This is a genomic window from Dysgonomonas reticulitermitis (assembly GCF_054601275.1).
Genome location: NZ_BAAHWU010000003.1, coordinates 110,691 through 137,541 on the forward strand (window position 1 = coordinate 110,691; position 26,851 = coordinate 137,541).

14 protein-coding genes and 3 tRNA genes are annotated in these 26,851 nt (G+C 37.2%); 5 read left to right on the top strand and 12 right to left on the bottom strand.

Annotated features, from left to right (window positions below; all coding sequences use genetic code 11):
* Positions 1-196 precede the first annotated feature (196 nt).
* The gene (ahcY, locus tag ACYPZI_RS02625; protein ID WP_459598318.1) at positions 197-1,615 is read right to left on the bottom strand and encodes an adenosylhomocysteinase; all 1,419 of its coding nucleotides are present in this window, start codon (positions 1,613-1,615) and stop codon (positions 197-199) included.
* Positions 1,616-1,630: 15 nt separating this feature from the next.
* Positions 1,631-2,713, bottom strand: a complete 1,083-nt coding sequence (locus tag ACYPZI_RS02630) for a mannose-1-phosphate guanylyltransferase (RefSeq protein ID WP_459598320.1) — start codon at positions 2,711-2,713, stop codon at positions 1,631-1,633.
* A 151-nt stretch (positions 2,714-2,864) separates the two neighbouring features.
* Between ACYPZI_RS02630 and ACYPZI_RS02635 the strand changes: the two genes are divergently transcribed.
* Positions 2,865-2,948 (top strand) — tRNA-Leu (locus ACYPZI_RS02635).
* Positions 2,949-3,040: 92 nt separating this feature from the next.
* Here the strand turns inward: ACYPZI_RS02635 and ACYPZI_RS02640 are convergent.
* The 3 genes from ACYPZI_RS02640 to ACYPZI_RS02650 form a co-directional block, all read right to left on the bottom strand.
* Complete coding sequence (locus tag ACYPZI_RS02640) at positions 3,041-3,745, bottom strand: hypothetical protein (RefSeq protein WP_459598322.1); 705 nt, start codon at positions 3,743-3,745, stop codon at positions 3,041-3,043.
* Positions 3,746-3,788: 43 nt separating this feature from the next.
* A complete protein-coding gene (locus ACYPZI_RS02645) occupies positions 3,789-7,520 on the bottom strand; it encodes a restriction endonuclease subunit S (RefSeq protein WP_459598324.1) in 3,732 nt (1,243 codons plus the stop codon).
* A 975-nt stretch (positions 7,521-8,495) separates the two neighbouring features.
* A tRNA-Arg gene (locus tag ACYPZI_RS02650) sits at positions 8,496-8,569 on the bottom strand.
* A 248-nt stretch (positions 8,570-8,817) separates the two neighbouring features.
* Between ACYPZI_RS02650 and ACYPZI_RS02655 the strand changes: the two genes are divergently transcribed.
* Positions 8,818-9,543 (top strand): YebC/PmpR family DNA-binding transcriptional regulator, encoded by a 726-nt coding sequence (locus ACYPZI_RS02655; protein WP_459598326.1) that lies wholly within the window; start codon positions 8,818-8,820, stop codon positions 9,541-9,543.
* A gap of 94 nt (positions 9,544-9,637) precedes the next feature.
* Here the strand turns inward: ACYPZI_RS02655 and ACYPZI_RS02660 are convergent, their stop codons facing one another.
* The 6 genes from ACYPZI_RS02660 to ACYPZI_RS02685 all read right to left on the bottom strand — a co-directional run bounded on the left by ACYPZI_RS02660 (position 9,638) and on the right by ACYPZI_RS02685 (position 20,792).
* A complete protein-coding gene (locus tag ACYPZI_RS02660; protein ID WP_459598328.1) occupies positions 9,638-11,287 on the bottom strand; it encodes an LIC_10190 family membrane protein in 1,650 nt (549 codons plus the stop codon).
* A 147-nt stretch (positions 11,288-11,434) separates the two neighbouring features.
* Positions 11,435-12,658 (bottom strand): CinA family nicotinamide mononucleotide deamidase-related protein, encoded by a 1,224-nt coding sequence (locus ACYPZI_RS02665; protein WP_459598330.1) that lies wholly within the window; start codon positions 12,656-12,658, stop codon positions 11,435-11,437.
* A gap of 269 nt (positions 12,659-12,927) precedes the next feature.
* Positions 12,928-15,333, bottom strand: coding sequence for a family 20 glycosylhydrolase (locus ACYPZI_RS02670; RefSeq protein WP_459598331.1), 2,406 nt, complete (start codon positions 15,331-15,333; stop codon positions 12,928-12,930).
* Between the two features lie 153 nt (positions 15,334-15,486).
* Positions 15,487-16,485 carry a class II fructose-bisphosphate aldolase gene (locus tag ACYPZI_RS02675; protein WP_459598333.1) on the bottom strand — a complete coding sequence of 333 codons (999 nt, stop codon included), beginning with the start codon at positions 16,483-16,485 and terminating at the stop codon, positions 15,487-15,489.
* 117 nt (positions 16,486-16,602) lie between these two features.
* The gene (locus ACYPZI_RS02680) at positions 16,603-17,508 is read right to left on the bottom strand and encodes a sugar phosphate nucleotidyltransferase (RefSeq protein WP_459598335.1); all 906 of its coding nucleotides are present in this window, start codon (positions 17,506-17,508) and stop codon (positions 16,603-16,605) included.
* 911 nt (positions 17,509-18,419) lie between these two features.
* A complete protein-coding gene (locus tag ACYPZI_RS02685) occupies positions 18,420-20,792 on the bottom strand; it encodes a cation:proton antiporter domain-containing protein (protein ID WP_459598336.1) in 2,373 nt (790 codons plus the stop codon).
* 456 nt (positions 20,793-21,248) lie between these two features.
* Here ACYPZI_RS02685 and ACYPZI_RS02690 point away from each other — a divergent pair, with 456 nt between their 5' ends.
* The 3 genes from ACYPZI_RS02690 (at position 21,249) to ACYPZI_RS02700 (ending at position 25,107) form a co-directional block, all read left to right on the top strand.
* Positions 21,249-23,612 (top strand): glycoside hydrolase family 95 protein, encoded by a 2,364-nt coding sequence (locus tag ACYPZI_RS02690; protein ID WP_459598338.1) that lies wholly within the window; start codon positions 21,249-21,251, stop codon positions 23,610-23,612.
* Between the two features lie 191 nt (positions 23,613-23,803).
* Positions 23,804-23,874, top strand: a tRNA-Gln gene (locus ACYPZI_RS02695).
* A gap of 1,041 nt (positions 23,875-24,915) precedes the next feature.
* Positions 24,916-25,107 carry a hypothetical protein gene (locus tag ACYPZI_RS02700; protein WP_459598340.1) on the top strand — a complete coding sequence of 64 codons (192 nt, stop codon included), beginning with the start codon at positions 24,916-24,918 and terminating at the stop codon, positions 25,105-25,107.
* 104 nt (positions 25,108-25,211) lie between these two features.
* Here ACYPZI_RS02700 and ACYPZI_RS02705 read toward each other — a convergent pair whose 3' ends face one another.
* Positions 25,212-26,435 carry an HD domain-containing protein gene (locus ACYPZI_RS02705; protein WP_459598342.1) on the bottom strand — a complete coding sequence of 408 codons (1,224 nt, stop codon included), beginning with the start codon at positions 26,433-26,435 and terminating at the stop codon, positions 25,212-25,214.
* Between the last annotated feature and the right edge of the window lie 416 nt (positions 26,436-26,851).

Consider the following 26,851-nt stretch of genomic DNA (forward strand, 5'->3'; position numbering starts at 1 on the left):
TTGTTTGTTTTAAGTTTAGTAATTCTTCAAAATTAACCCCCGCTCGCGCAGACGTCCCGTCTGAGTGTTGCGTAGCAAAAAGAGATTTGCCCTTTCGGGCAACACACGGACAAAATGTCCGCGCGAGCGAGGATATAAGCAACATAAGAACAGCCTTTATTCGTATAAATCCTGCTTTTATAGAAATTTAATATGATCAATATCTATAATGATCCGGCTTGTAAGGTCCTTCTACCGGAACCCCAAGGTAATCGGCCTGCTCCTGGCTCAACCTTGTCAGCTTAACTCCGATCTGATCCAAATGTAGACGGGCTACCTCTTCATCCAAATGTTTCGGCAGACGGTAAACATTTACGGCATAATCATTCACCCACAGTTCTATCTGGGCTAACGTCTGATTGGTGAACGAATTACTCATCACAAACGAAGGGTGTCCGGTTGCGCAACCTAAGTTTACTAAACGGCCTTCAGCTAACAAGAATATAGAATGTCCATCGGGGAAGGTGTATTTATCTACCTGTGGTTTTATATTCGTGTGCTTGATGCTTGGAAAACCTTTCAGTTTATCTACCTGTATTTCGTTATCAAAATGTCCTATATTACATACGATGGCCTGGTCTTTCATGCGAGACATATGTTCGATGGTAATAATATCTTTGTTTCCGGTTGTGGTTACAAAAATATTTCCTTCTTTAACAGCCTCTTCCATTGTGGTTACTTCAAAGCCTTCCATCGCTGCCTGTAAAGCGCAGATAGGATCTATTTCGGTGACAATAACACGGGCTCCGTAGGAACGCATGGAATGAGCACAACCTTTACCCACATCGCCATATCCTGCTACCACGACCACTTTACCGGCAATCATCACATCTGTCGCGCGTTTAATACCATCGGCCAATGATTCGCGGCAACCGTAAAGATTGTCGAATTTGGACTTCGTAACCGAATCGTTAACATTGATAGCTGGGATAAGCAATTCGCCGCGTTCCATCATCTGGTACAGGCGGTGAACTCCGGTAGTTGTTTCTTCCGAAACGCCTTTCCAATCAGCTACTGTACGATGCCAACGGTTACTGTCTTCTTTCAATATACGTGAAATTGTATCGAGAATCACTTGCTCCTCATGACTTCCTGCTTTACGATTCAAGAAATCGGTATTTTCTTCTGCTTTATATCCCCAATGAATCAGCAACGTAGCGTCTCCGCCGTCATCAACAATCAGATTTGGGCCTTTTCCTCCCGGGAACGAAAGGGCTTGTTCTGTACACCACCAGTATTCTTCCAACGTTTCACCTTTCCATGCAAAAACGGGAATCCCTGTTGCTGCGATAGCTGCCGCCGCGTGATCCTGTGTTGAGAAAATATTACAACTAACCCAGCGTATGTCAGCTCCCAGCTCTTTAAGTGTTTCTATCAATACGGCTGTTTGTACGGTCATATGGAGCGATCCCATAATACGGGCTCCTTTCAAGGGTTTCGAAGCTCCGTATTTCTTACGCAGAGCCATCAATCCGGGCATTTCATGCTCAGCTATATCGATTTCTTTTCTTCCGAAATCGGCCAAAGATATATCGGCCACTAAGTATGGCAAGTTTGGTTTAAGTTCCTTAGACATTTGTTATTGTAATTATTAAATATACTTTTCTCCGTATTTCAATTTGGCATCTGTCACAAATTGCTTAATACGTTGTTCTTCATCTTTCTTACATATAAGGAGTACACCGTCGGCTTCGGCTACGATATATCCTTCAAGTCCCTGAATAACGGCTAATTTACCGGATGGCAATGTGACAATATTTTCCGAACTGTCGAAAAACAATGTCTCAGCAATCAAAGAGGCGTTGCCGTCTTCATCCTTATCTGATATCTCATATAATGAACCCCATGTTCCCAAATCGGACCACCCGAATTCTGCTGCCTGCACATATACATTATCAGCCTTTTCTATAATACCATAATCGATGGAAATATTAGGGCAAAACGGAAAGTTCTCGTCAATAAAGGCCTTCTCTTTTTCAGTTCCAAATACGCTTAATCCCTGATCGAAACGATTTGTTATTTCCGGCAGATATTTATGAAAGGCATCCAATATTGCTTTATTATTCCAAATAAAAAGGCCTGAGTTCCAAAGAAATTCTCCACTTTCGAAGAACACCTTGGCTAAGTCGATATTAGGTTTCTCCGTAAATACCTTTACCTTATGTACTCCGTCAATTTTATTCTCGCTCATCTGAATATATCCATAACCGGTTTCGGGACGGCTCGGACGGATTCCCAGTGTAAGTAAGGTTTTATGTTTTTCTACAAAAGCAAAGGCATTCTGAATTATGTTCAAGAACTCATCTTCTTTTAGAATCAAATGGTCAGATGGTGCTACAACGACATTTGCATCCGGCGCAAACGAATTGATATGGTATGTAGCGAACGCTATACATGGCGCCGTATTCCTGCGCATAGGCTCCAATAACACCTGATTAGGCTTAAGCTCAGGTAATTCGTCCAGCACCATTTGGGCATACTCCTTATTGGTGACAATATATATATTCTCTACGGGAAGAATCTTCTTGAATCGATCAACTGTCAGTTGCAAAAGGGAGCGTCCTGTACCAAAAAAATCGAGGAATTGCTTAGGTCTGGCTTCGCGGCTAAAAGGCCAAAATCGGCTACCGATACCACCTCCCATAATAACGCAATAGTTGTTTTTGTTATCCATATCATTCAAATTTTACACAAAGTTACATTATCCGAAAATACAAACAAAACAAAAGATCGTAATAACAGTAAAAAATAAGTAAGACTTTTTTAAAAAAGTTAAGTTCGGCTCTTTGAATTATAAAAAATATGTTTACTTTTGCACCTCACAAGCCCAGATGGCGGAATTGGTAGACGCGCTGGTCTCAAACACCAGTGGATTCACTTCCATGCCGGTTCGATCCCGGCTCTGGGTACTGAAATCAAACGCTAAATCATTGCAAATAAATGATTTAGCGTTTTTGCTTTCAGCTTCGTGTCCGCAACATGTCCGCATTTTAGATAAAGATCAAAAAGATTTCTTTTTTCTACCATAATTTTGTTCACGATAGTCATACGAAATTCGTGACTTTTGAGAATATTCTTTCAATAGTTTATCAATATCAAAGTCTGTTAGATTCATAATGTCGTTTAAAGATAATACATCTAGAAAATATGCTTTGTCATAAATAAGCTCTCTATAACTATTGTATAATCCATCACAAAGTTCAGTATCAATAATGATTTTGCCATACCCATGCTTTACCGAGATTCGGTTTACATAGAAAAAATCATAATTCACTTTTGCTCTTATAAATGGAAAAGTAAAGCCATCATAAAGATTTAGTCTATAAGGTAACCAAAGGCTAAAATTTCTATAAGAACCGTAAGTTGAACTAAATGAAAGCTCGTGACGATAACAGCCTTCTTTCGCAAAAAGCATCGGATCATTTATATTTAAATGAAAAAGATCATCATATACCTTAAAAATCCAGTTACGAACTTTTGAAGGAGAAATACTGGTCTTCTCAGAAATTGTTCTGATTTTGGTACTTTCTCTATCACAACACTCGTTTGGATCAATACTTGCATATTTCCCAAGCTCAATCAAATAATCAAGCAAGTCATTATAAGATTTATTTTGCTTTTTAAGAATTTCCAACCAATCGTACTCTGAAATAAGACAATCGACAACCTCTGGAAATTTCGGCTCAAATGGGAGATGGTTTTTCATAGTTAAAAGAGCTAAAAAAGGAGATCATATGACCTCCTTTTAATTATAAATATTTTCTCAATATAGCATTTTTCAATTCTGGACTACTGTCGATTGTTTCTTGTGACTTAGTAATCTGCTTTTCTAGTATCTCAATTTCTTCAACTATTTTTTTTTGTTCGGCGATACTAGGAATAGGAATGTTTATGTTTTTATAAAAATTAATTGGAACTCGTCTGTGCCCACTAGCTCCAGTCATGTTAATTTCAGCTTCTTGCCGAATAGTTTTACGATTTAGTAGACTGAAAATATATTTTGGATCAACTTCTTCATTAGTCCTGAATACATGAAATTCAGAACTACCCATGGCAATACCATTTCTTAAGCCTGTAGCTAACGCACACTTCCCGTTTTCCATGCAGGGAGTTATTTTCGCAATTATTATATCATTCTCTTTAAAGTAAGTATAACTACCCTTTCTAACATCCTTCAAGATTTTATCAACTTTTGTTTCAATGTAGCCTTTATTACTCACAGATGCCATTTCCACAAAGGAGATCATAGTTGCATCATCAATATCCTTTAATTCGGTCTTGGGTGGATTTACTACAAGAACATCTCCTATTCGTTTTTTCACATAGTCTTTATCATATATGTCTAATATCAGTTGCTCAATATTATTTCTTAATTCAATTTTCTTTTGTTTAGCTTTATTCTCTTGTTCTTCAATCTTCTCTATTTCAGCAATAATTTTTTCTTGTATATCTTTAGGAGGAAGTGGTATTTTATAATCAGAAATTTGTGGCACCGTTAATTGTGGTGTTGCTGATGCGTATTGTTCAAATTTTATTGTGTTAAGAACAACCTCTAAATATTTAGATATAGCTTGTTCAGCTTTAGGGACTATTACAAGCAAACGTACGATAGGAACGAATGGCCTTTTTCTTTCTTTAGAAAACCCAATAGTGCCTCTAGCTGAAACTGTTACACAATTATTATAAACTCTCGCTTCATCTGTATATCCATATAATCCATCAGCGTCTATCCCATTAGAATATATCGGGATAGAAAACTGGTCTGTTCTTTCTTTTGAAAATCTATCTTTTGGCAGGTCTCCACCAGCAGTTATACTTTCGGATAATTCACTAATTTTCACCAACTTCCACCTGCTCTCTATTTCTACTTTTTTTTTAATCGCCGTAGAAATGGATTTCTCAAAATCCACTCGGTCAAAGGTCAGCATATCGACAAGATTTACACGAGAGATATTATTCTTTAGTGACTCATCAATCTCAAATTCGAAATTACCATTATATGCTTTGTAGATGTATGTACTTGCCTTATTCGGATTATCAAAAACTTCAGCATCAAACAGTCTAGTGCATTCATCTATGGTTTTACCTCGTTGGATAGGATGTATGCCTTCATTTCCTCTACGGTTTGAAAATTCATAACCTAAAAAGCGTTTCTCGTCATCTTTTTCTCCACTCTTAACTAAGACAACCTTTTGAGAATAAGTAAGAATAAAATAATATAGCTTTTCCTTTTCAATATCTATAACAGTATTCCAAAATACTGCTTCGTCTTTTGCTTTTATTTTCTTGCGATATTCTTTATATATCTCATGCTCTTCAACAGCTTTACTTGGGGTTCTTTTAGCTAAAGAGATATAATCAGTAAACGGAAGATTCTCCCATACATAGCTTATATATTTAGATGCCGGACTTTCAATATTATTAATAGTCACATCATTAAATGATGTGAAGAACGTATCTACCGATTTTTTAGTATTAATACTTTCATAGTTGTTACGCCTTCTCAAAAACAAAACTACAGTATTTGTCCCAGTAGCCATAAAGGTATTAGATCCTAGTTCTGTAATACCAATAATTTCGAAATATTGAAGTATAACTTCACGGGCTTTTGTATATATGCCTGTATTACTCAATATCGAACTTGGCAAAATTATACCTGCTACTCCACCATCCTTCAATAGCTGTTTTGTACGTTCTATAAATAAACATTCTATTTCTGAACTATTATCTGTTAGGCGGCTATATAAATCAAAGTCTTCATCTTTATAATATTCTCTTGCTGCATTTTTAAATGCAGAAACCGAATATGGAGGATTTGATACTACAATATCAAACTGTTTGTTTTCTTGGCGGAAATCTTTATCATTTTTCTTAAGTTTACCCTTATAATCAGAATGGGCGAAGTTTGCCAGTCCATCAGAATGAATGACATTTGCCAATCCATCACCATGAAGATAACAGCCAACCTTACCTACTTTTACTAAACGATAATCTTTTTCTATTCCATAGATATACCTTAATGCCCAATCAAAGTGGCTTATTCGTGCCGTTTCTACAAATTTTTTAGCATCACCACGAATCTCAGCCAAATCAAATTTATTCAACAATCGTTGAATTTCGTGCATGCTTTCAGTGATAAAATGACCGCTACCCGCTGCATAATCAATAACATAAGGTAATAATTCATCTCGTTTACCCTCTTTTAGCTTTGTTGAAACAAAACTATCAATTGGTAAACTCTTGATAATGAATTGAGCTATAGGTACAGGAGTAAAGAATTGACCCGACTCTTGTTTAAGTCCGGTTGTAAGCAATAATTCAAAGAAATCAGAAAGGTATTGCTGCTTTTTTGCATATCGTATTTTGTACTTTTGAAGCAATTCAACAACTTGCTTAACTACTTTTGCATTTTCCTTAAATGACTTTTCGTCATAAACCTCTTTAATTGCAAATTCGTTATTTTTTTCTAATCGAATTTTTTTGAAGTCCTTTAAAAGCTCTTTTCGTGCAGAATCTTCTAGACTTTTATATTTCTGCTCAAATTCATCTTCTGAAAAGTCTGTTACTCGCTTTTCTAAAAACTCCCTCATTCCCTCTTTGTAAAGGTCTGTCAAGCGTAACTGAAAAGAAATATCATCATCAACACCCTCTATCCATTGAAATCCTAATTCGTTATTAGTTCCTTCATTATTTTTTTCGTCATAAATTTTACATAAGAACAGTGTGAAGATTTTATTGAAGGCATTGGGCTTATCTGAAACAACATTATGACGTAATATTTCAAGGAAACGGTTGAATATAAAGCTACTATCTTCTTGCTTTATATCTTCAAGCTCATTAATAGTTAGCGCCTTGCTTTCAAAGAAATAAGGCTTTACCCATGTATCAAAAACACCATTGTCTTTAGTTAACTTATTCCATTTATCATAAAAATCTTTAACATCTCCTGAACGATAATCGTCTTCGATCTTTACTATTTCATTCTTATATATTATTTTCTTTCCTTTCAATTCAGAAGCATAAAGCATTAAAACATCTGCTTTATTACTAAACTTGAAATATGTAAAAAGTTGCCCCCCGTCTTTACTCATTCGGGAAAATTCTTTATCAAATTCTTTTCCGAATGTTTTACATTCAATTAACAGATATTCCGAACCATCATCACGAGTAACACATATATCCAACCTTCCGGATGTACCATGCCCCGCTCCCCAGGTCTTTTCAAGAATTATATTTTGAGGTTTATATCCTTTTTCTAATAGGCGGTTTACACACTCTAGTACAACAAAATTTTCTGATTGAGAAAAATTCTGTGTTGTTTTATTTTCACAGATTATTTTATCTCCATAAATAATGCATTCATTCTGAATATCTACCTCAATAGCATAATTATCACAAGTGGGGTATTTTTTTTCAAATATACCACTTGTCCCCTCTTTTGGATTAAATCCAAGATTGGATATTATGTCTTTAATTTGCATACGATATAATCTAATTTATGACAAAGATAGCATTCTAAAAAGAATTTACATATAAAAATCTGTCACATTTCAAAATTTATAACAATAAAAGTTTGACATAGTTGCCTTTACTCTTTTTTTTGAAAAAAGAAAGTCCAATCCATTGTAAATAACTCAATGATTTCTATGAGAACATCCACATACCAGTTAATCTCAGTCTTATAAATTTTTACTTTAAAAGTATGTTTCATCTGCTGTTGAATTATTTTACTCATAACAAATCCTGTCTACGTTATTTTCCGATAAGCTTCTTTATTTGATAAGATAAATTCACTTTCATTTCTAATATATATACTACTTCTATCTGAGGAAATAGTGAACCTGCAACTATTTGTTGGACAATTTTAAGTGAATAGTATTTAAGCTACTTTTTCTTCGGATTCACTTCCTCATATTGTCGACACTAATACCATAACCTTGTCTTTCCATTTCTGAAAGAAAAGTGCATGCAAGTGTATTCATTAATAAGAATTTTTCTTATTGAAGTTTTTTAGAAAGGAATACGTTTGTCAAAAACTTTTACGAGGCAACATAAAAAGTTAGAGAGGAGTATAGGAAATAATGCAATAAAAATTAGAGTCATTCGGATTATTTGCTTACCTTTGCCAAAAGAGTTATTTGAAGGCACGAGAAACTAAGTGTATATCAGTATTTTCCCATCTACTTATCCGTTGCCTTTTTCCTGCGAAATTTCCTCATATTGCTGAAAGTCAAGCAAATTACCTCTGACTGTAACAAATGTAAGCAAAAAGACTAGACTTCTTGATTTTTCATTCATCTTCTTTATAGCAGGTCTATTTTGTGCTTTAATAGGGATATTTATCAATCTGTCGTTTGTTGTCAAAAGAGGGGAATAAAAAAATCCCCTAAATTAGTCATTTAGAAGATTTTGTCTTGTTTTGACCTTTTGTCGTGGCCAACTTTCTGATCTTGCAGTGACCCCGCCAGGATTCAAACCTGGAACCTTCTGATCCGTAGTCAGATACTCTATTCAGTTGAGCTACGGGGCCTTTTGCTAATTGCGTGGCAAAGGTAAAACAGTTTTGCTAATTATGCAAATATATTTCGAAGCTTTTATCACATTTTTTCAGACTGTATATATAACCATCTGTTTAATAGTACCATTTCCCGCCCGATTATTTTCTTTTATAAATAGATATTCATTCCATCTTAAATACATGGACAAATTCGCTCTTTGTAATATTTTTTATACTTTTGCATAACGAAAATCAGATTTTAAATAATTACATAAATACCTATGGGAAGAGCATTTGAATACCGTAAAGCTACTAAAATGAAACGTTGGGGCAATATGGCCCGCGTATTTACAAAACTTGGCAAACAGATAACCATCGCGGTGAAAGATGGCGGACCAGAGCCGGATACAAATCCTCGCCTTCGCGTATTGATACAGCAGGCAAAAAAGGAAAACATGCCTAAAGAGAATGTCGAACGGGCGATAAAAAAAGCAACTTCAAAAGATGAAGCCGATTACAAAGAAGTTGTGTACGAAGGATATGGTCCATTTGGTATTGCAATAGTTGTAGAAACAGCCACAGACAACCCTACCCGTACAGTAGCCAATGTCCGTAGCTACTTTAATAAACATAATGGTTCTTTAGGTACATCAGGTAGCCTTGAGTTTCTGTTCGACCATAAATGCGTGTTTAGAATAGCTCCAAAGGAAGGTATTTCAATAGAAGATCTGGAACTGGAACTAATAGATTACGGAGTAGACGAATTAGAACATGACGAAGACGACATAGTACTATACGGCGAATTCAAGTCATATTCTGAAATTCAGAAATATCTGGAAGAAAATGGGTTTGAAATACACAGCGCGGAATTTGAACGAATTCCAAATGATCTGAAAGAATTGACCAAAGAGCAGCAAGAACAAATACAAAAGCTGCTGGATAAGTTCGAAGACGACGAAGACGTTCAAAATGTCTTCCACAATATGAAAGAAGATATCGAAGAATAAAAATCAAAGACTGTAAGTTACAGTTTTTGATTTTAGTTCATGTTTTTAGTCCGCCTTACTTATGAAAGTAGGGCGGCTTTTTTATAATTTATTTCTATTCTAATAATTCGTTTGTTCTAAATCCGTCTTGTAATGACTTCCCTCTCAGCTCCAAACCCTTATTCAAATATGGCGTACATGGAATACAGTAATCAAAACATCTATCTCCTTCAGTAGGTTTATATATCTTGACAGTATCTAAATAGTAAAAATCAAATATTACATCATTTGTAGAGTAATCTAATGTGGAAGGTTTAATTAAATCACTTTTACTACTAAATGCCTGATACTGTATTGAAATAAAATAAATCATTATAATACAGGTAAATATCTTGTAGTAATGACTATATATTTTTTTTTCAAATTTCAGAGAAAATGAACAGTACGGAAGAAATATGACCGTAATAAAGAAGCCAAAGCTGAATCGGGGATCTGGAGCTGTAATAAAATTAAATACAAGCCCTAATACGGCAACAAGCCATATAAAAATAAGATTTATATTTTTTCTGAAATTAAATAGCGATAATAGTATAACTAATGGTGATAATATTGTAAGATAAATTAAATATTTAATTGTGTTATATTTCGCATTGAACCAAATTGGAACCCAGTCACTAAGCGACATATTTAAAACATCTTGATAAGGCCTTCCGGGTATTCTGGCCCATGCGTAGGTGATTTGTTCTTCTCTGGCAACCTCTTTAATCGGGACTTTCCAATCAAAACTAAAAATGTCTATTTTTGAGAAAGGATATACTAAATAACCCGATAGTATTATATAGCGCGCACACCAAGGGATAAAAATAAGACAAGCAATTGTCCCCAAAATAAAAATCTTTCTCCACTCTTTTCTCTTAAAACAGACGACTAAAACAAATAAAGATAGGATCGCAATAGGAATTGTTGATAATTTTAAGGTGCAACAAAACAATGGTAAGGCAAAATAGATTAGTTCATTTTCCTTTTTTTCATCTAACAGAAACCTATAAATAAGGTAAATGATAACTATAGCAGGTAATATATCTGTGCTTGTAGACGAAAGTTCTTTCATAAAGAGGAATAATACAAAGAAAATCGTGATTATAATTACAGTCTGCTTAATTATATCCTTTATCAATCTGGTTTTTACAAGCAGAAATACCACTAATACACACATGCATAATCCATTGAGAGGAAAGAATACAGGATAGTATTGAGGATGATAAGAGAATAGCGTTGATAGGAGGATTGAACTTGGATTGAATGCTAAACGCCCATGAATATTTGCTAATCCCGGAACCACACTATATTCATTGCTCCATATCATACTTTGTAGATGATACAATTCCATATCATAGGAATTTGGAGGCGCACACGAAAACATTAATATGACTATCAGGGTCAGAAAAACAGTTATCAAAGAAAAATAAGACAGGTTCTTAATTTCTAAAAATAACTTTTTATAAATATTCCGGCACCTTCTATTTAAAAAGGTATATAAAGTTGTACAGAAAAATATACAGCCCAATACATGAATGTTAATTGGGAAAATCAGGGAGAGTAAAACAACTATTATACTTAAAAAGCATAGACCTAGCCAAAAGGTGTCAAAAAAAGAATAGTATTTATTCTCCTTAGATAGCTTATTGTACAAATCAGTGAAAAAAGAACCACACGGAACTATAATTGATAGAATAAAAATCCAAAAGGCAAGGATTGTAAGCATATAATACGTATTAAAAAGAGATTTTTATTTTGTAAAGATAAAAAATAAATCATATGTTTGGTTATTAAATTGGTAGACGCGCTAAGCATAAGGCGGTAAGGTTAATTTTACAGCCCCTTTATTATTCATTTCACGTCGGTTACTTTCTTACCCCATCATCTCCATCAATTGAAGCATAGCAAGGTTAGAAGCCCTTGTTATATTGGCCTCCCTGTACTTTCCTAATTGATACTTCCGAACCGTATGTAAATCTTTATAAGTAGTACATATCCAAACTGTACCTACCGGTTTCTCCTCAGTTCCCCCATCAGGCCCTGCAATCCCTGTCGTTGAGATCGAACAGTCCACATTTAACACACGTTGAGCGCCTTTAGCCATCTCTAAAGCCACAATCTCACTAACTGCCCCATGTTGTACCAATGCACTTTCCGATACATGAAGGATATTGATTTTTTCTTCATTTGCATACGAAACGACCGAACCTTTAAAGTAGCGCGATGATCCGGGGATTGAAGTAATCAGATGCGCAATATTACCACCGGTACAACTCTCGGCTGTACCAATAGTTAAACCTTTCTCAAAAAGGCGTTCGCCTAACAGCTTTTCTACAGTAACATCCTTTTCTACAAGAATGGCGTCTCCCAGCAAATTTTTCAGTTTTCGTTCCTGAGCTTCCAATTCCGGTAAACGATGCTCTCCCCGTACGAAAAGGCGGAGTTTAACCAATCCCGGCGAAGGAAGATATGCCAGCCCAAAGCCTTCCGGTAAATTATCCTCAAATTCGGTAAGATGTAGCGCCAACCCTGATTCGGTATATCCTTTTACCACAAATACCCTTTTCAGATATGCTTCCGGATCGTACTTCTCCTGTAAGCGCGGAAGTATCTCATTCTCCATTACATATCTCATTTCGTAGGGTACTCCCGGCATCGAAACCAAAACCTTGTCTTTATGATCGAACCATGTAACAGGGGCTGTCCCTACCCTATTCTGGATCACTGTACACCCTTCAGGAACATATGCCTGATTACGGGTAAGTTCGTTGAGAGTAGTAAAATGCGATATTACATTGGATATATTATCCAGAACCGAGTCGTCAAAAATAAGGGTCGTATCAAAATACTCACACAAGGTTTTCTTCGTTATATCATCTTTAGTGGGTCCTAATCCTCCTGTCATTAAAATGACATCGACACGCTCAAACAAGTCATTTATCGTATCTTTGATTTGTCGGGCGTTATCGCCTATCGACTGCATTTCTTCAACCTCGAATCCGCTCAATGTAAGTTTATGAGCCATCCAGGCTGAATTTGTATCCACAATCTGGCCAATGAGTATTTCATCACCGATTGTCACTATAGCTGCTTTCATTATTTCCTCACTTCTTTATTTAACCTTTAAGTATTCTATAAATATTAATGATATATTTTTTCTTTCTCTTTGTCATGCTGACGAAGGAAGCATCTCGTACCTGTTTAGGCTGGGATCCTTCGTTTCACTCAGGATGACAAAAATGTATCAATAAATTCTTTTTGTTACTTAATACCTGATACAAAGATAAGCAGTTCATTTTCTTTCGTCAATAAAAAACTCCGGCAGATTAAGCCGGAGTTTCTTCTTATATGAAAAATATCTCTGAACTATTCAAAATAAGTTGCATCTAAATATGTGAACTGAGGCTGGTCAGCTTTACGCATCGAAAGACTAACAACATCCCACTGAGTAGGCCAACCGCCAAAAGTAGCGCCGATCCTGACTATTTTTACAGGATGAGAACCTTTAGCCAACGCTACAGATTTATCGCTGCGAGAAAATCTCCGCGCTGTACCTTTATTGTCTTTCTCATTAGATATTAATAGCTTACCATCTATCCAAAACTCAGTATCTGTATTAAAATAATATACCCCATCTTCAGGAATATTGATATAACCGGTAAGCACTGTCGAACAGAAGTTTTCCGGATATACTTCCTTGTAATCCATTATTCTGTATTTCGAATTCTGAGGTGCAGCCACCTGTTCGGTTTCGTCAGGGGTTTTACCATCCAGATCTGCGACTTTCAAGAAGCTACCTTTATAATATTCGGCTTTCAGTCCTGATTGTGTACTTTCTTCCCTGTTTGCAGCAGGCGCATAGGTTTGTTTTTCGATAGTAATTGTACGAACAGGCCCCATTTTACCTGACAATAACACTGAACGTATTTTTAAAGTTGTATTTTCAGTGAATATCAATGCATCTTTATACTCCTGCGACGCAATTTGAGGTTCGCTACCATCTGTTGTATACACCATTTTTACAGGCTCGCTGGTTTTAAACTCAAAAGTAGCTTTATCGGTAAATGCCGCGAAGTTGCATGAAGGTGGTACGGCAATAGAATCACCTGCCCAATTGGCCACTTTAGCAAAGCCTTTATCTTCCGGTACAGGAATATAATAATTGACACCATGCATATCCAGACGCACACGCTGGTTTTCGATACGACGTTCAAAATCCTTATAGTCTTTCTTCTCTTTAGGAGTCCAGGTTAGTTCAGCCAAAGCAATTACACGCGGATAGATATCGTGTTCCATATCGTCTCCATTATATTTGTATTCAGTCCATACATTTGTTTGCGCACCTAAAATATGATGCTGCTTATCTGCTGCTATCTGATCAGGAACAGGTTCGTAACCATATACTTTTTCTAGTGTCAGGAATCCGCCGATAGTAACAGGAAGAAGTTTAGAGTCACCCTGATACTTATCTAAGTACATCCAATTTCCGGGAGTCATTATCACATCGTGCCCCATATTAGCAGAAGCAATACCGCCCTCTTCTCCACGCCAGCTCATCACTGTCGCCGATGGAGCTAATCCTCCTTCAAGTATTTCGTCCCAACCTATCATTTTCTTATTATTCTTCAACAAGAACTTCTCGATGCGTTGCACAAAATAACTTTGAAGCTTTGCCTCTGCGGTGTGACCTTGTTCTGCTTTCAATCCTAGTTCCTTTATACGAGCCTGGCATTTAGGACAAACTTCCCATCTACTTTTCGGAGCCTCATCGCCACCAATATGTATATAATCACTCTCAAACAAAGGTATCACCTCTGCGAATACATCTTCCAGGAACTGGAATACACTGTCATTTCCGGCACAAAACACATCGTTAGATACTCCCCAGTAGTTTCTCACTTCAATAGGTTTACCTGTACATGACAATTCGGGATATGCATGCAAAGCGGCTACGGCATGTCCCGGCAGCTCTATTTCAGGAATTACTTCGATGAAACGTTCTTTCGCATATGCTACAATATCTTTGACCTGTTCTTGTGTATAGTAGTAAGGCCCATATTTATTTCCTTCACCCTCTGTACGCACAGAGCCCATCTGCGTTAGCTTCGGATACTTCTTTATTTCGATTCTCCAGCCTTGATCTTCCGTCAGATGCCAGTGAAATTTATTGATCTTAAACATTGCCAATACGTCCAGTTGCTTCTTAATGAAGTCTACATCGACAAAATGGCGGCAAACATCGAGATGCATTCCACGATATTTAAAACGAGGCTCATCTTTTACAGTCACAGCCGGTACATTCCAAGCAATGTTTTTCACCGGGATATGGCTCTCTGCTTCAGCAGGTAAGAGCTGCATCACCGTTTGCATACCATAAAACAATCCTTGTGGTGTTTTTGCCTGTATGTCGATACCTTTACTTGTTACGTCCAACAAATAACCTTCATCATTAACCGGTATATCAGGAGCAATGGCCAAATTGATATAATCCACAGCGGGCTTATCTTTCACTACAGAGAAAGGATACCCGGTAGATACTTTAAGCTTCGTAGCAAAGTATGATGCCACTTTTTCCACATCAGGATTATTAGCTACAAAAACAACACTCTTCGATAGTTTGAAGGTATCAGCTTTTTGTGTTAGTTCAAGTGGCATAGGCGTAATATTTATACCTTCATTATACGGTTTATGAACAGGTTGTCCCGTACCGGCACACGAAGTTATAAGCATAGCCACTATTATTAGCAAAAATAAAGGAATTAGCCTTTTCATTAGCATAGCGATTTAAAGATTAATATTTGACTTATTTCTACAAAGATAAAGATCGTTTGTCTCATAATCATCAATTAAGTGTTAATTAACATTTAAAGGCAAATAAAAAAGGTTGCCAATATATTGGCAACCTTTCTATTATATAGGAACCGATTACTCAGCTTTTCCCGCACTACCCAGCACTGCTTCTATTTTGTGCTTGTATAGTTTCTTCATATTGTCACGAGCTGGTCCAAGATATTTACGAGGGTCGAACTCAGCAGGTTTAGTAGCGAATACTTCACGTACAGCTGCTGTCAAAGCAAGACGGCTATCTGAGTCGATATTGATCTTACATACCGCCGATTTTGCTGCTCTGCGAAGTTGCTCTTCAGGAATGCCGATAGCATCTTTCAACGCGCCGCCATATTTATTGATAGTATCCACTTGCTCTTGAGGAACAGATGATGCTCCGTGAAGAACAATAGGGAAACCCGGAAGTTCTTTTTCTACTTCTTCCAAGATGTCGAAACGCAATGGAGGCGGAACCAGATGACCGTTTTCATCTCTTGTACATTGCTCAGGAGTAAATTTGTTAGCTCCGTGAGAGGTACCGATAGAGATAGCCAATGAATCACAACCTGTACGTGTCGCGAAATCCACAACTTCTTCAGGTTGAGTATATGTATGATGTTCAGCAGATACTTCATCTTCTACACCAGCCAATACTCCAAGCTCTCCTTCAACTGTTACGTCAAATTGATGCGCGTATTCTACTACTTTTTTAGTAAGGGCGATGTTCTCTTCGTATGGAAGATGAGAACCATCGATCATTACAGAAGAGAATCCTGAATCGATACAGTCTTTGCAAGTCTCGAAAGTATCACCGTGATCTAAGTGCAAAACTATTTGAGGTTTTTCCCATCCCAAGCTTTTTGCATATTCTACAGCGCCCTGTAGCATGTAACGCAATAAGATAGGATTGGCATATTGACGCGCACCTTTAGATGCTTGTACAATAACCGGAGATTTTGTTTCCGAAGCGGCTTGTACAATAGCTTGCAATTGTTCCATGTTATTAACATTGAACGCAGGTATCGCATATCCGCCTTTTACAGCTTTTGCAAACATCTCCTTTGTGTTTACTAATCCTAAGTCTTTGTAATTAACCATTGTTTTTAATTTATAATTGATTATATGTGATTATTAATATCACTTGAATACTCTACAAAAATAACAAATTTATACGACAAAAGGTTGCTTTATTAAGGTAAAATAACCTTCTATTTATCATTTCCACAGAGGTGTAGGATACTCTCCTTTATCCACCAGATCCTGCAATTTCTCCACAACACCCGGTCTATCTTCGGCATATGTAACGCCGAACCATTTCGATGGTGTATCCAATACCTTCACATCGGCCGTTTTTGTAGTGATGAGGTGGTCTACCATTAGTGGTATGAAATATTCAGATTTAAGGTTGTGCTGATTTAATTCGAGGAACTTGATAAAGTATTTTTCGGAATGCTCGAAATAGTCCGGAGTGAATCCCCACATATTCATAGATACAGGCGTATTTTCACCGAGATCGTACCAATAGTTTTCGGCATCTTTATATTTAATAACGCCATCGACGCGTTCGATATGCGTACGTTCAACCACACTTGTCAAATATTCTTTTTCGTCTGTTGTACAAACACCTCTGGCTACAGATCCACTTTCCGACAAGGTATTATGTAAACGATAACCCACCATACAATAATGGTTTTCCTGTCCTACCATTTTCTTTAATTGTTCTGCCAATATAGCATAGCTCTCACGACCATAGAAATCATCGGCATTGATTACGGCAAAAGGCTCATTAATGACGTCTTTACCCATCATCACGGCATGGTTCGTCCCCCATGGTTTTACTCTTTCAGGGTGTACTGCAAATCCTGCCGGCAATTTGTCGAGTTCCTGAAAAACGACTTCTACCGGAACAAGGCCTTCGTATTTGGAAACAATCTTTTTACGGAAATCTTCTTCAAAAAATTCCCTGATAACGAATACGATCTTTCCGAATCCTGCTCTCAAAGCATCGTAAACAGAATAGTCCATGATGGTTTCACCGCCGGGTCCTATTCCGTCCATTTGTTTAAGACCACCATAACGGCTTCCCATACCGGCAGCAAGTATAAACAAGGTTGGTTTCATAATATAAATAAATTGGTTTTTAGATTAGTTTTCGGATGTAAAGATAATCATTTTAACTAAAAAGTAACAAACTTCTACAGTTATCAGTCTACAATCATCAGTCAACAACTTGTACCTCGTACCTCGTATCTCGTCTACTCATAACTTTTTAACTAAAAAGTAACAAACTCCACACTCAATTAGCCATTAGCCCCTTGCTCGTGCGGCTACCCTCTTTGTCATCCTGACCGCAGGGAAGAATCCCGATCCCCGGGAGACAGGAGATGCTTCCTGTCGTCAGCATGACAAACCAGAATTTAACTAAAAAGTAACAAACTTCTACAGTAAACAGTAGTTAGTAGTCAGTAAACAGTCGACCTTTTCGTCATTGCGAACGGAGTGAAGCAATCCAGAGTATTGATTATTAATGGATTGCTTCGGGTAAACCCTCGCAATGACGTGCGACAGTCAGCAGTCAACAACTTGTACCTCGTACCTCGTACCTCGTATCTCGTCTACTCGTAACTTTTTAACTAAAAAGTAACAAACTCCACACTCAATTAGCCATTAGCCCCTTGCTCGTGCGGCTACCCTCTTTGTCATCCTGACCGCAGGGAAGGATCCCGATCCCCGGGAGACAGGAGATGCTTCCTGTCGTCAGCATGACAAACCAGAATTTAACTAAAAAGTAACAAACTTCTACAGTAAATTAGCCATTAGCTGTTAGCCGTTAGCTTATAGCCTTTGTCGCTTCGCGCCATTGTTAACTGTTGACTGTTGACTGTTACTGTCGCTTCGCGCCATTTGCTAATTTACAAATTTGCTAATTTGCTAATTTGCTAATTATCACTATATCTATAGATAAAACTAACGCCGGACAATGTTTCACTTCTCACTTTTATGGTTGCCGATTCATAACTTTCTATCATGGCTTAAAGTTTTAGAGGTATATGAATACTGATATTCTCTTCAAAAGAATTTAGCCTGTCCTTTTCTCCGGCCAGCCAGATAACATCGTCTTCCTGAAATACAATATTAGGTGTTACGTTGATAATAGATTCACCGTTCCGGTCTATACCGATAATCATACATTCGGTTCTTTCTCGTATGTTTGCTTCTGCTATTGTTTTACCAATAAGCGAACATTTCGGTTCAACAATAAACTGGGACAGGCTTATATGATGTTGAGCCTCTTCCTCCATTTGGGATATCAGCGCTTTTTTATCTTCCAAAAACTGAGCTAACTTTTGCATTTCTTCGTCCGATCCCGAAACAACCAGTTTGTCGAATGGATAAAGACGTTCATTGCCATCAGGGATATTTATCTTTTTACTGCCTCTGATTATCGTTATCACATTTACTCCTGTTTGTTGTCTGAAGTTCAACTCTTTAAGCGAATAACCTATATTAGGTGAAGATTGGGATATTTCGAACTCTTCTATATGTATATTTTTAGAGCGAAGGTCGTTAGCAACAGTCGGTAATATCGCGGCCTTTTTCTCATCCAATATCTGTTTCAGGTTCAGATTCTCAAGAAAGCGCGCTTCTATTCTTCGCGATTGTGCCTTAAATCCTTGAGAGAAAATAATAAGAGTTACCACGACCAATGATATAATAACCATCAAAACTGTCAACCTCGGAAACAAAGGAATGAGGACGAGCAATATAAGGGCCAGGCATAGAATAATCCGGAAAACAATGAGTGAGACTAATGCACTCCTGTTCAGACGATTATCCTTCCATAGATTCTTAAATTCCTCGGAACGGTTCCTCTTCATCATAATAGCTCGTAAGAATGGAGCCATCAGCGTGAGTGTAATCAAAGCAGCCAGTATATTCCCCCAAATACTTCCCGGTACATATTCCACGATATAAGGGTTTATAAAATTCTGGAAAACAAGGAGTATTGCTATACAGATCGCCGTATATATAGCAACCAGTTTCAATATACTTTTCAACAAACGATTCCAGTCATTTTGTTTATTTACAGTATTGTAGCTATTCGCGGTATATCCTAGTTTTAGTTTTTCCCATTTTCCGGGTATAAGTTTTTCCACCCGGTTAAATACCGGTTCAGCCCACCTTATACAATACGGAGTCGTAAATGTTGTCACCACTGATACTGCCACTATGATCGGATATAGAGATTCCGTTATCACCCCAAGGCTTACCCCAAGAGTAGCAATAATAAAAGAAAATTCCCCTATTTGCGCCAAGCTGAAACCTGATTGCATGGCAACCTTAAGACCTTCACCGGAGGCCAACACACCAACAGTTGCAAACATTATACGTCCTACCAACACAACCAATGTAAGTATAAGTACCAATATCCCGTATTCTGCAATAACAGCAGGATCGATCATCATACCTACCGAAACAAAAAACACCGCGCCAAAGAGATTTTTAAGCGGTTCTATGAGATGTTCAATGTGTTTTGACTCTACAGTTTCGGCTAATATAGAACCCATGATAAAAGCGCCCAACGCGGCTGAAAATCCTACAACAGTAGCAAAGTATACCATCCCCAGACAAAGACCGATCGCTACAATCAGCAAGGTCTCATCATTCAGATATTTTTTTAGTTTTTTCAACATGGTAGGTATCATATATATGCCTACAACAAACCATATCAGCATAAAAAACAGCAGTTTGATCACACTATTGGCCAACTCGCCACTCTCGAAACGCGTACTGGCAGCGAAAGTAGTCAGCAATACCATCATGATGATAGCCGCAATATCTTCGACAATGAGCATTCCAAATACAATACCTGCAAATTTTTTCTTTTGCAATCCCATATCATTGAATGCCTTGATTATAATAGTGGTAGAAGACATAGACAACATACATCCTAAATAAATACTATCCATCGTTGTCCAATCGTTAACCAGATTGGCAATAAACAGCTCCCCTGTCAAATATCCGACAATTATCATAGACCCCAGATTGATCAGAGTAGCGATGGATGCTTTGCCTCCCACATCCATCAGCTTTTTAAAGCTAAATTCGAGTCCTAATGCAAAAAGCAAGAAAATGACACCTATTTCGGCCCATATACTTACATTTGCCATATCGGATATTTCAGGTAAGGTTTTGAAGACTTCATTTACTTTTTCGGGCGCTAATCCGCTTATTTTGATAACCGAACTTTCTATAAATTTCTTAAAATGCAAACCGGCTATAAATCCGGCTACTATATAACCTAATACCACAGGTTGTTTCAGCCATTTGAATATAATAGTAATGATGCCGGCAGTAATTAATATAATTGCCAGATCGCTTATAAAATCGGGTAAATGAGCCATATATATTTAAATTTATTATTCGTTTTTATTAGAAAGTATTTTCCGGAGACGTTTTTGGGCGGTTAAAAATACCGAAAAAAAATGGGTTATGAAAATAAAATAACAATACGGTTGAGGGGCAGAACAAAAAAACACTTTCTTATGACCTGAAAATTAATGTCAATCAGTAGTTAAAGTAGTCAAGTAGTTATCAGTTGCTTAGCAACTTGGAAGTTAAAAAGTTCTGAGTTTTAAGTTTTAAGTTCTGAGCACTCACTACTTACTACTTATAACTACTTGACTACTAATGCGGATATAGAACTAAAAATTTACGGAAACAAAGAGAAAGCAACCGGATTTATTTGCCTACCTTCGGAGAACAAATTAACGGATATTGTTCTTACGAAATCAGGATATGATTACCATATAGAAAAAGGACAAATTCAAGGTATAAACTATATGATTAACAGGTAGAATATGAAACTCGGCAAAATTTTCCTTTTCCTATTTACTTTTTCAGTAATAAACCTTTTCGCACAAGATAAACAAAACGAATGGCAATACTATTTTGATAAACCCGCTACTATTTGGGAAGAATCTGTCCCTCTGGGAAACGGACGCATCGGCATGATGCCGTGGGGCGGTATTGAACATGAACGGATCGTACTGAATGAAATATCCATGTGGTCGGGAAACAAACAGGACGCGGACAATCCCGATGCGTACAAACATCTAGGCGAGATAAGGAAACTATTATTTGAAAAAAGAAATAAAGAAGCCCAGGAACTGATGTACAAAACTTTTACCTGCAAGGGAAAAGGCAGCCAAGGTATAGACTACGGCAGGTTTGAGAATTTCGCAAATCTATATATAGACTTCACCTATGCCGAATCATCCGAACCGATTCAATACAAAAGGGCTTTGGATATGAATAATGCCTTGTCCACTATATCTTTCACTAAGAATAACATTGAATATAAACGTGAATATTTTACATCCTTTACTGATGATATAGGCTTAATCAGATACACGGCAAATAAAACGAAGGCGCTGAATCTTAAAGTTTCACTTCAACGTGATGAAAACTTTGAGACTTATGCCAGCGGGAACATTCTATATATTTACGGACAGTTGAGGGCCGGAGAAGGTTATACCGGAATGAAATATATGGGAATGGTAAAGATAGCGAACAAAGGAGGTAAATTATCTACCACAAATAAGGAAATAAATGTAGAAGATGCCGACGAAGTGACTTTATTTGTTTCTATGGTTACGGATTACAACAACGCGAACTACGAAAGACTGGTATCCGGCTTGTTGAATAACGCAGGTAATAATTATGAAAAACTAAAGAAAAATCATATCGAAGCATACCAAAGGCTTTTCAACCGCGCAGACCTTACTTTAGACAAAAACAAAAATTCCGGGCTACCGATTGATAAACGATTAGAAGCCTTTGCGACAGACAAAACAGACTACGACCTTGCCGCCCTGTATATGCAATACGGACGTTATCTGCTGATATCATCTACCCGCCCGGGAAATCTGCCGCCTAACCTGCAAGGATTGTGGGCTCCGCAGATAAAAACGCCATGGAACGGAGATTATCATATGAATATTAACCTGCAAATGAATTTATGGGGTGCTGAAATGTTCAATCTTTCGGAATTGCATATGCCTACTATAGAGTATGTGAAATCACTGGCAGAACCCGGAAGCAAAACAGCGAAGATATACTATAACAGCCGTGGATGGGTCACACATATCCTCGGCAATGTATGGGGATTCACATCTCCGGGCGAACACCCGTCATGGGGCGCGACCAATACGGCGGGAGCATGGATGTGCCAGGATTTGTGGGAACATTATGTCTACACACAGGATATTGAATACCTGAAATCCGTATATCCGACAATGAAAGGTGCTGCCCAATTCTTCGAAGATATGCTGATAGAAGACCCTAACAACGGCTATCTGGTAACAGCGCCGACCACTTCCCCCGAAAATGCTTATAAAATGCCGAACGGGGATGTAGTAAGCATCTGCGCGGGATCTGCAATGGATAACCAAATTATCCGTGAATTATTTACCAATGTAGAAAGTGCTGCCAACTTGTTGAATGTAGATGAAAAATGGATCAAAAATATATCTTCAAAAAAAGAACGCCTTGCCCCTACTACAATTGGTAAATACGGACAAGTAATGGAATGGCTCGAAGACTATGAAGAAAGCGAACCGCATCACCGCCATGTATCACAACTCTACGGATTATACCCCGGATATGAGATGACATACGAAAAAACACCCGAACTGATGGAAGCTGCCAAAGTAAGCCTCAACAGGCGTGGCGACCAGTCCACAGGTTGGTCGATGGCATGGAAAATCAATTTCTGGGCACGGCTCAAAGACGGGAACAGGGCTTATAAACTTATTGGCGACCTGCTAAAACCGGCAAAAAACAATTGGGGCACCTATCCCAATCTGTTCAGTGCGCATCCACCGATGCAGATTGATGGCAATTTCGGAGGTTCTGCCGGAATAGGTGAGATGCTTCTTCAAAGCCACGAAGGTTTTATTGAGTTGCTTCCTTCCATTCCGGAAGGTTGGAAAAACGGTAACGTAAAAGGAATGAAAGGAAGAGGGGGCGCAGAAGTATCTTTTGACTGGCAAAACGGAAATATCCGGGATATAAACTTAAAGGCTGATGTTGATAATAAATTTATCGTCAAACTACCTGAAGGAAAACCGGAAATATCAGGAACAAATAATTACCGGATAGAGAACGGAAAATTATACCTGACATTAAAGAAAAACGACAAAGTAAAAATAAAGATCAAGTAGGAGCAGACCTATATACGCGCCTGTTTTATTTGGTGGACACATAGGTTCGCCCCTACAACACAAAATGCGTCAATAAAACATTAGGATACAACCACTTTTACAATGTAAATAAAAATCGCATCCGGTTTTCTTGTTTTATTAATAAAATTCATATACTTTTGCACTGCTTTTGAAATAAAGTATTTAGGTATTGTCTCATGGTGTAATGGTAACACAACTGATTTTGGTTCAGTCGTTCAAGGTTCGAATCCTTGTGAGACAACGGAAACGCTAAATTAGCAGCTGTATAACAATAAGTTATACGGCTATTTTTGTTTTAGGGAGAGTTGGAAACAACAACACCTGCTGGCGCGGACTTCCAGTCCGTGTCTTCTTTGCTACGCAACACACAGACGGGACGTCTGCGCAAGCAACTGAGGGATGAAATAATGCCGCTATATAAAAAACGTATTGTGTGGTCTTCACAGACGACACAATACAGGAACACAATCCATGCACCCAAACCAAATGCACGTCATAAAAAATAAGACTACATAACGTCGCTTATTTAATACACTTTATCATAGTACATGACAAAAAATATTGGGCATATCGTTGTGTTGATTTTCATAATATTGAAGCTATTGCTTATAATTACCGGATTGCTTCGTCGGCTAACGTCTCCCCGCAATGACATATTTTTATATACTGTTGATAATGAGTGAAATGAAAATATATTCAACATATCAAAAATGTAGCGATTTAGCATTCTGTCATATACCATTGTGCCCAAAAAATTGGGTTCCGACTCGCAATGACGAAAACTCTATCTTTTGACACATCTCCCCCGCGCTCAATTTTTAAACACGGGGTAAAAGGAGTCGCACGGAGAATCTATAAAAAACTCTGTGTTTCTCAGTGTCTTCTCTGTGTAACTCAGTGTTATAATCCCGGATTTATCTATACAGTAGTGAGTAGTAAGTAGTAAGTAGTAAGTAGTAAGTAGTATACTGGAAATAATTAAATCTTTGAATCTTTGAATCTTTAAATCTTATTTCGTACAGATTAGTAGAGAGTATTGTCAGGCTTATGGAAGCTGATATATCGATCGAATAACAAAACTGTAGGAACAACATAATATATAACCAGGGAAAAGCTGCTTATCTTGACAATACCAATTTTTCTTAAAAAAAACTGAGGAACAGACCCTTAACTGTTAAAGTTATAAAATAGTTATTTTTTTTTCAAAAAAATAAAATATATTTGTAACAGCAGTTGTTTTTAGAGTTGTTTTTAGGTTAGATAATACTTTACAGCCTTCAGTATGAAAAATTTTTTACTGTATATGTTCAGTAAAAATAAAAGAACATATAAAGAAATAGCAAGACAATTTGGGTGTAGTGCGTTTAAAGTGCATGCTTTGGCACGGGGAAAAAGGGCGAAATCAAATAAGGATTATGATATTATTCAATTATTAATAGACAAAGGAATTGTAGCCGGGTATAGAACAATATAACAAGTTAAAGTATTGATACAAAACAAAAAGGTCAACAGAACCAGCATTATTTATTTACTATCGTAATCATATATTCTTTTTATGACCGGCTGACAAGGCACAATCTATAATTTCAGATAAGAAAAATAATATTTTTCAACCGTTTTAGATAAAAGCTGGATATTCAACATATCCGATGCTTCGGATATATCCTTTATTGTTTCGTCATTGTAAAGAATATCAATACTGTCATCAAATTCGTTATACATATTCGTATATATTACATCGGACGAGTATAAATAAGAGGCTTCATATTCACTTATGCCCAACTCTTTCACATACTTTTCCACATACTTGCTAATATATGCCGGATCAGCGGGTTGAGCAGTTATTTCTATTTTGAATAATTTTCTATTTACCAACCCGGAACTAAGTTTGGACAAAATAATATCATCGCTATCAGCCCACACCTTCAAGGCGCTCCAAATATCATTATCATCTAATTTAATAAAATGAGCTAAAACCTCATCTTTATTTTTTTCATAATACTTCTTATCTATTTTATTCTCCAGAAAATAAAGTAGAGCCGGTGATGCAAATAACTTAGTACCTGCATTTGAAAGCTCTTTTGCCCGGGCCAATACTTTTATTAGCATCTTTTCGGCAGCTACAGCTGTTTTATGCAAGTAGACCTGCCAATACATCAACCGTCGGGATGTAAGAAAATTTTCAATGGAATAAATCCCCTTTGCTTCTACAACCAAACGATCGTTACGCACATCCAACATTTTTATGATACGTGCCGAACCAATATTTCCTTCCGTTACACCGGAAAAAAAGCTATCGCGCCTAAGATAATCAAGACGGTCAACATCCAGTTGCCCGCTTACAAGCTGGTGCAAAAATCTTTTGGAATACTTGTTCTGAAAAATCATAAGGCAAGTATCCAATTGTCCGGATAACTCCTCATTAAGATATTTTATCAATGCCAGAGATAACTCCTCATGATGTATCCCATTTATAAGCGTGTGTTCCAAGGCATGAGAAAATGGACCATGTCCCACATCGTGTAACAAGATGCAAGCCATTGCACCAATCGCTTCTTCGTTTGTAATTTCATGGCCTTTCATCCTCAGATTACTAACAGCCTCATTCATCAGGTACATAGCCCCTATGGAATGATGTAACCGTGTATGTTGCGCCCCGGGATATACAAAGAACGCCAGACCCATTTGCTTTATACGATTCAGTCTTTGAAGTATAGGATGTTGTATCAGGTCATATAAAAAATTACTGGGTATAGTAATAAATCCGAACACAGGATCATTGATTATTTTCTTTCTGTCCATTTGACAATATTTTAGGTAAACAAAGATAGAGACTTTTGAAAGAACTCAAAATACAATAATTTAACAGAGCAACCCGAAAATATCCAAAATATCATATTATACTGATTTTTACAATATCGAAGCTATTGATTACATTAAAATTACTGGATTGCTTCGTCGGCTAACGCCTCCTCGCAATGACGTTCACAGTAAAGCTTTCTCGTCATTGCGAGGGCTTGTCCCGAAGCAATCCAGCTTAGTGTTTATTTAACTGTATCTTTCTATTTAATAAACAATTAACCCATTGGTATTATTTTGAAGGGATTACCCTAATTTAAAAGCTTATAAGTAAATGATACGATTTATTGTCGTATTTGTCATGCTGAGGAACGAAGCATCTCGTGTCTCTTTTTGGGGTCGAGATCCTTCCCTACGGT

Coding starts and splice junctions, on each gene's coding strand:
- ACYPZI_RS02690 (WP_459598338.1), top strand. CDS start 21,249: ATGAAACTCGGCAAAATTTTCCTTTTCCTATTTACTTTTTCAGTAATA.
- ahcY (WP_459598318.1), bottom strand. CDS start 1,615: ATGTCTAAGGAACTTAAACCAAACTTGCCATACTTAGTGGCCGATATA.
- ACYPZI_RS02705 (WP_459598342.1), bottom strand. CDS start 26,435: ATGGACAGAAAGAAAATAATCAATGATCCTGTGTTCGGATTTATTACT.
- ACYPZI_RS02640 (WP_459598322.1), bottom strand. CDS start 3,745: ATGAAAAACCATCTCCCATTTGAGCCGAAATTTCCAGAGGTTGTCGAT.
- ACYPZI_RS02680 (WP_459598335.1), bottom strand. CDS start 17,508: ATGAAACCAACCTTGTTTATACTTGCTGCCGGTATGGGAAGCCGTTAT.
- ACYPZI_RS02670 (WP_459598331.1), bottom strand. CDS start 15,333: ATGAAAAGGCTAATTCCTTTATTTTTGCTAATAATAGTGGCTATGCTT.
- ACYPZI_RS02665 (WP_459598330.1), bottom strand. CDS start 12,658: ATGAAAGCAGCTATAGTGACAATCGGTGATGAAATACTCATTGGCCAG.
- ACYPZI_RS02660 (WP_459598328.1), bottom strand. CDS start 11,287: ATGCTTACAATCCTTGCCTTTTGGATTTTTATTCTATCAATTATAGTT.
- ACYPZI_RS02675 (WP_459598333.1), bottom strand. CDS start 16,485: ATGGTTAATTACAAAGACTTAGGATTAGTAAACACAAAGGAGATGTTT.
- ACYPZI_RS02630 (WP_459598320.1), bottom strand. CDS start 2,713: ATGGATAACAAAAACAACTATTGCGTTATTATGGGAGGTGGTATCGGT.
- ACYPZI_RS02700 (WP_459598340.1), top strand. CDS start 24,916: ATGAAAAATTTTTTACTGTATATGTTCAGTAAAAATAAAAGAACATAT.
- ACYPZI_RS02645 (WP_459598324.1), bottom strand. CDS start 7,520: ATGCAAATTAAAGACATAATATCCAATCTTGGATTTAATCCAAAAGAG.
- ACYPZI_RS02655 (WP_459598326.1), top strand. CDS start 8,818: ATGGGAAGAGCATTTGAATACCGTAAAGCTACTAAAATGAAACGTTGG.
- ACYPZI_RS02685 (WP_459598336.1), bottom strand. CDS start 20,792: ATGGCTCATTTACCCGATTTTATAAGCGATCTGGCAATTATATTAATT.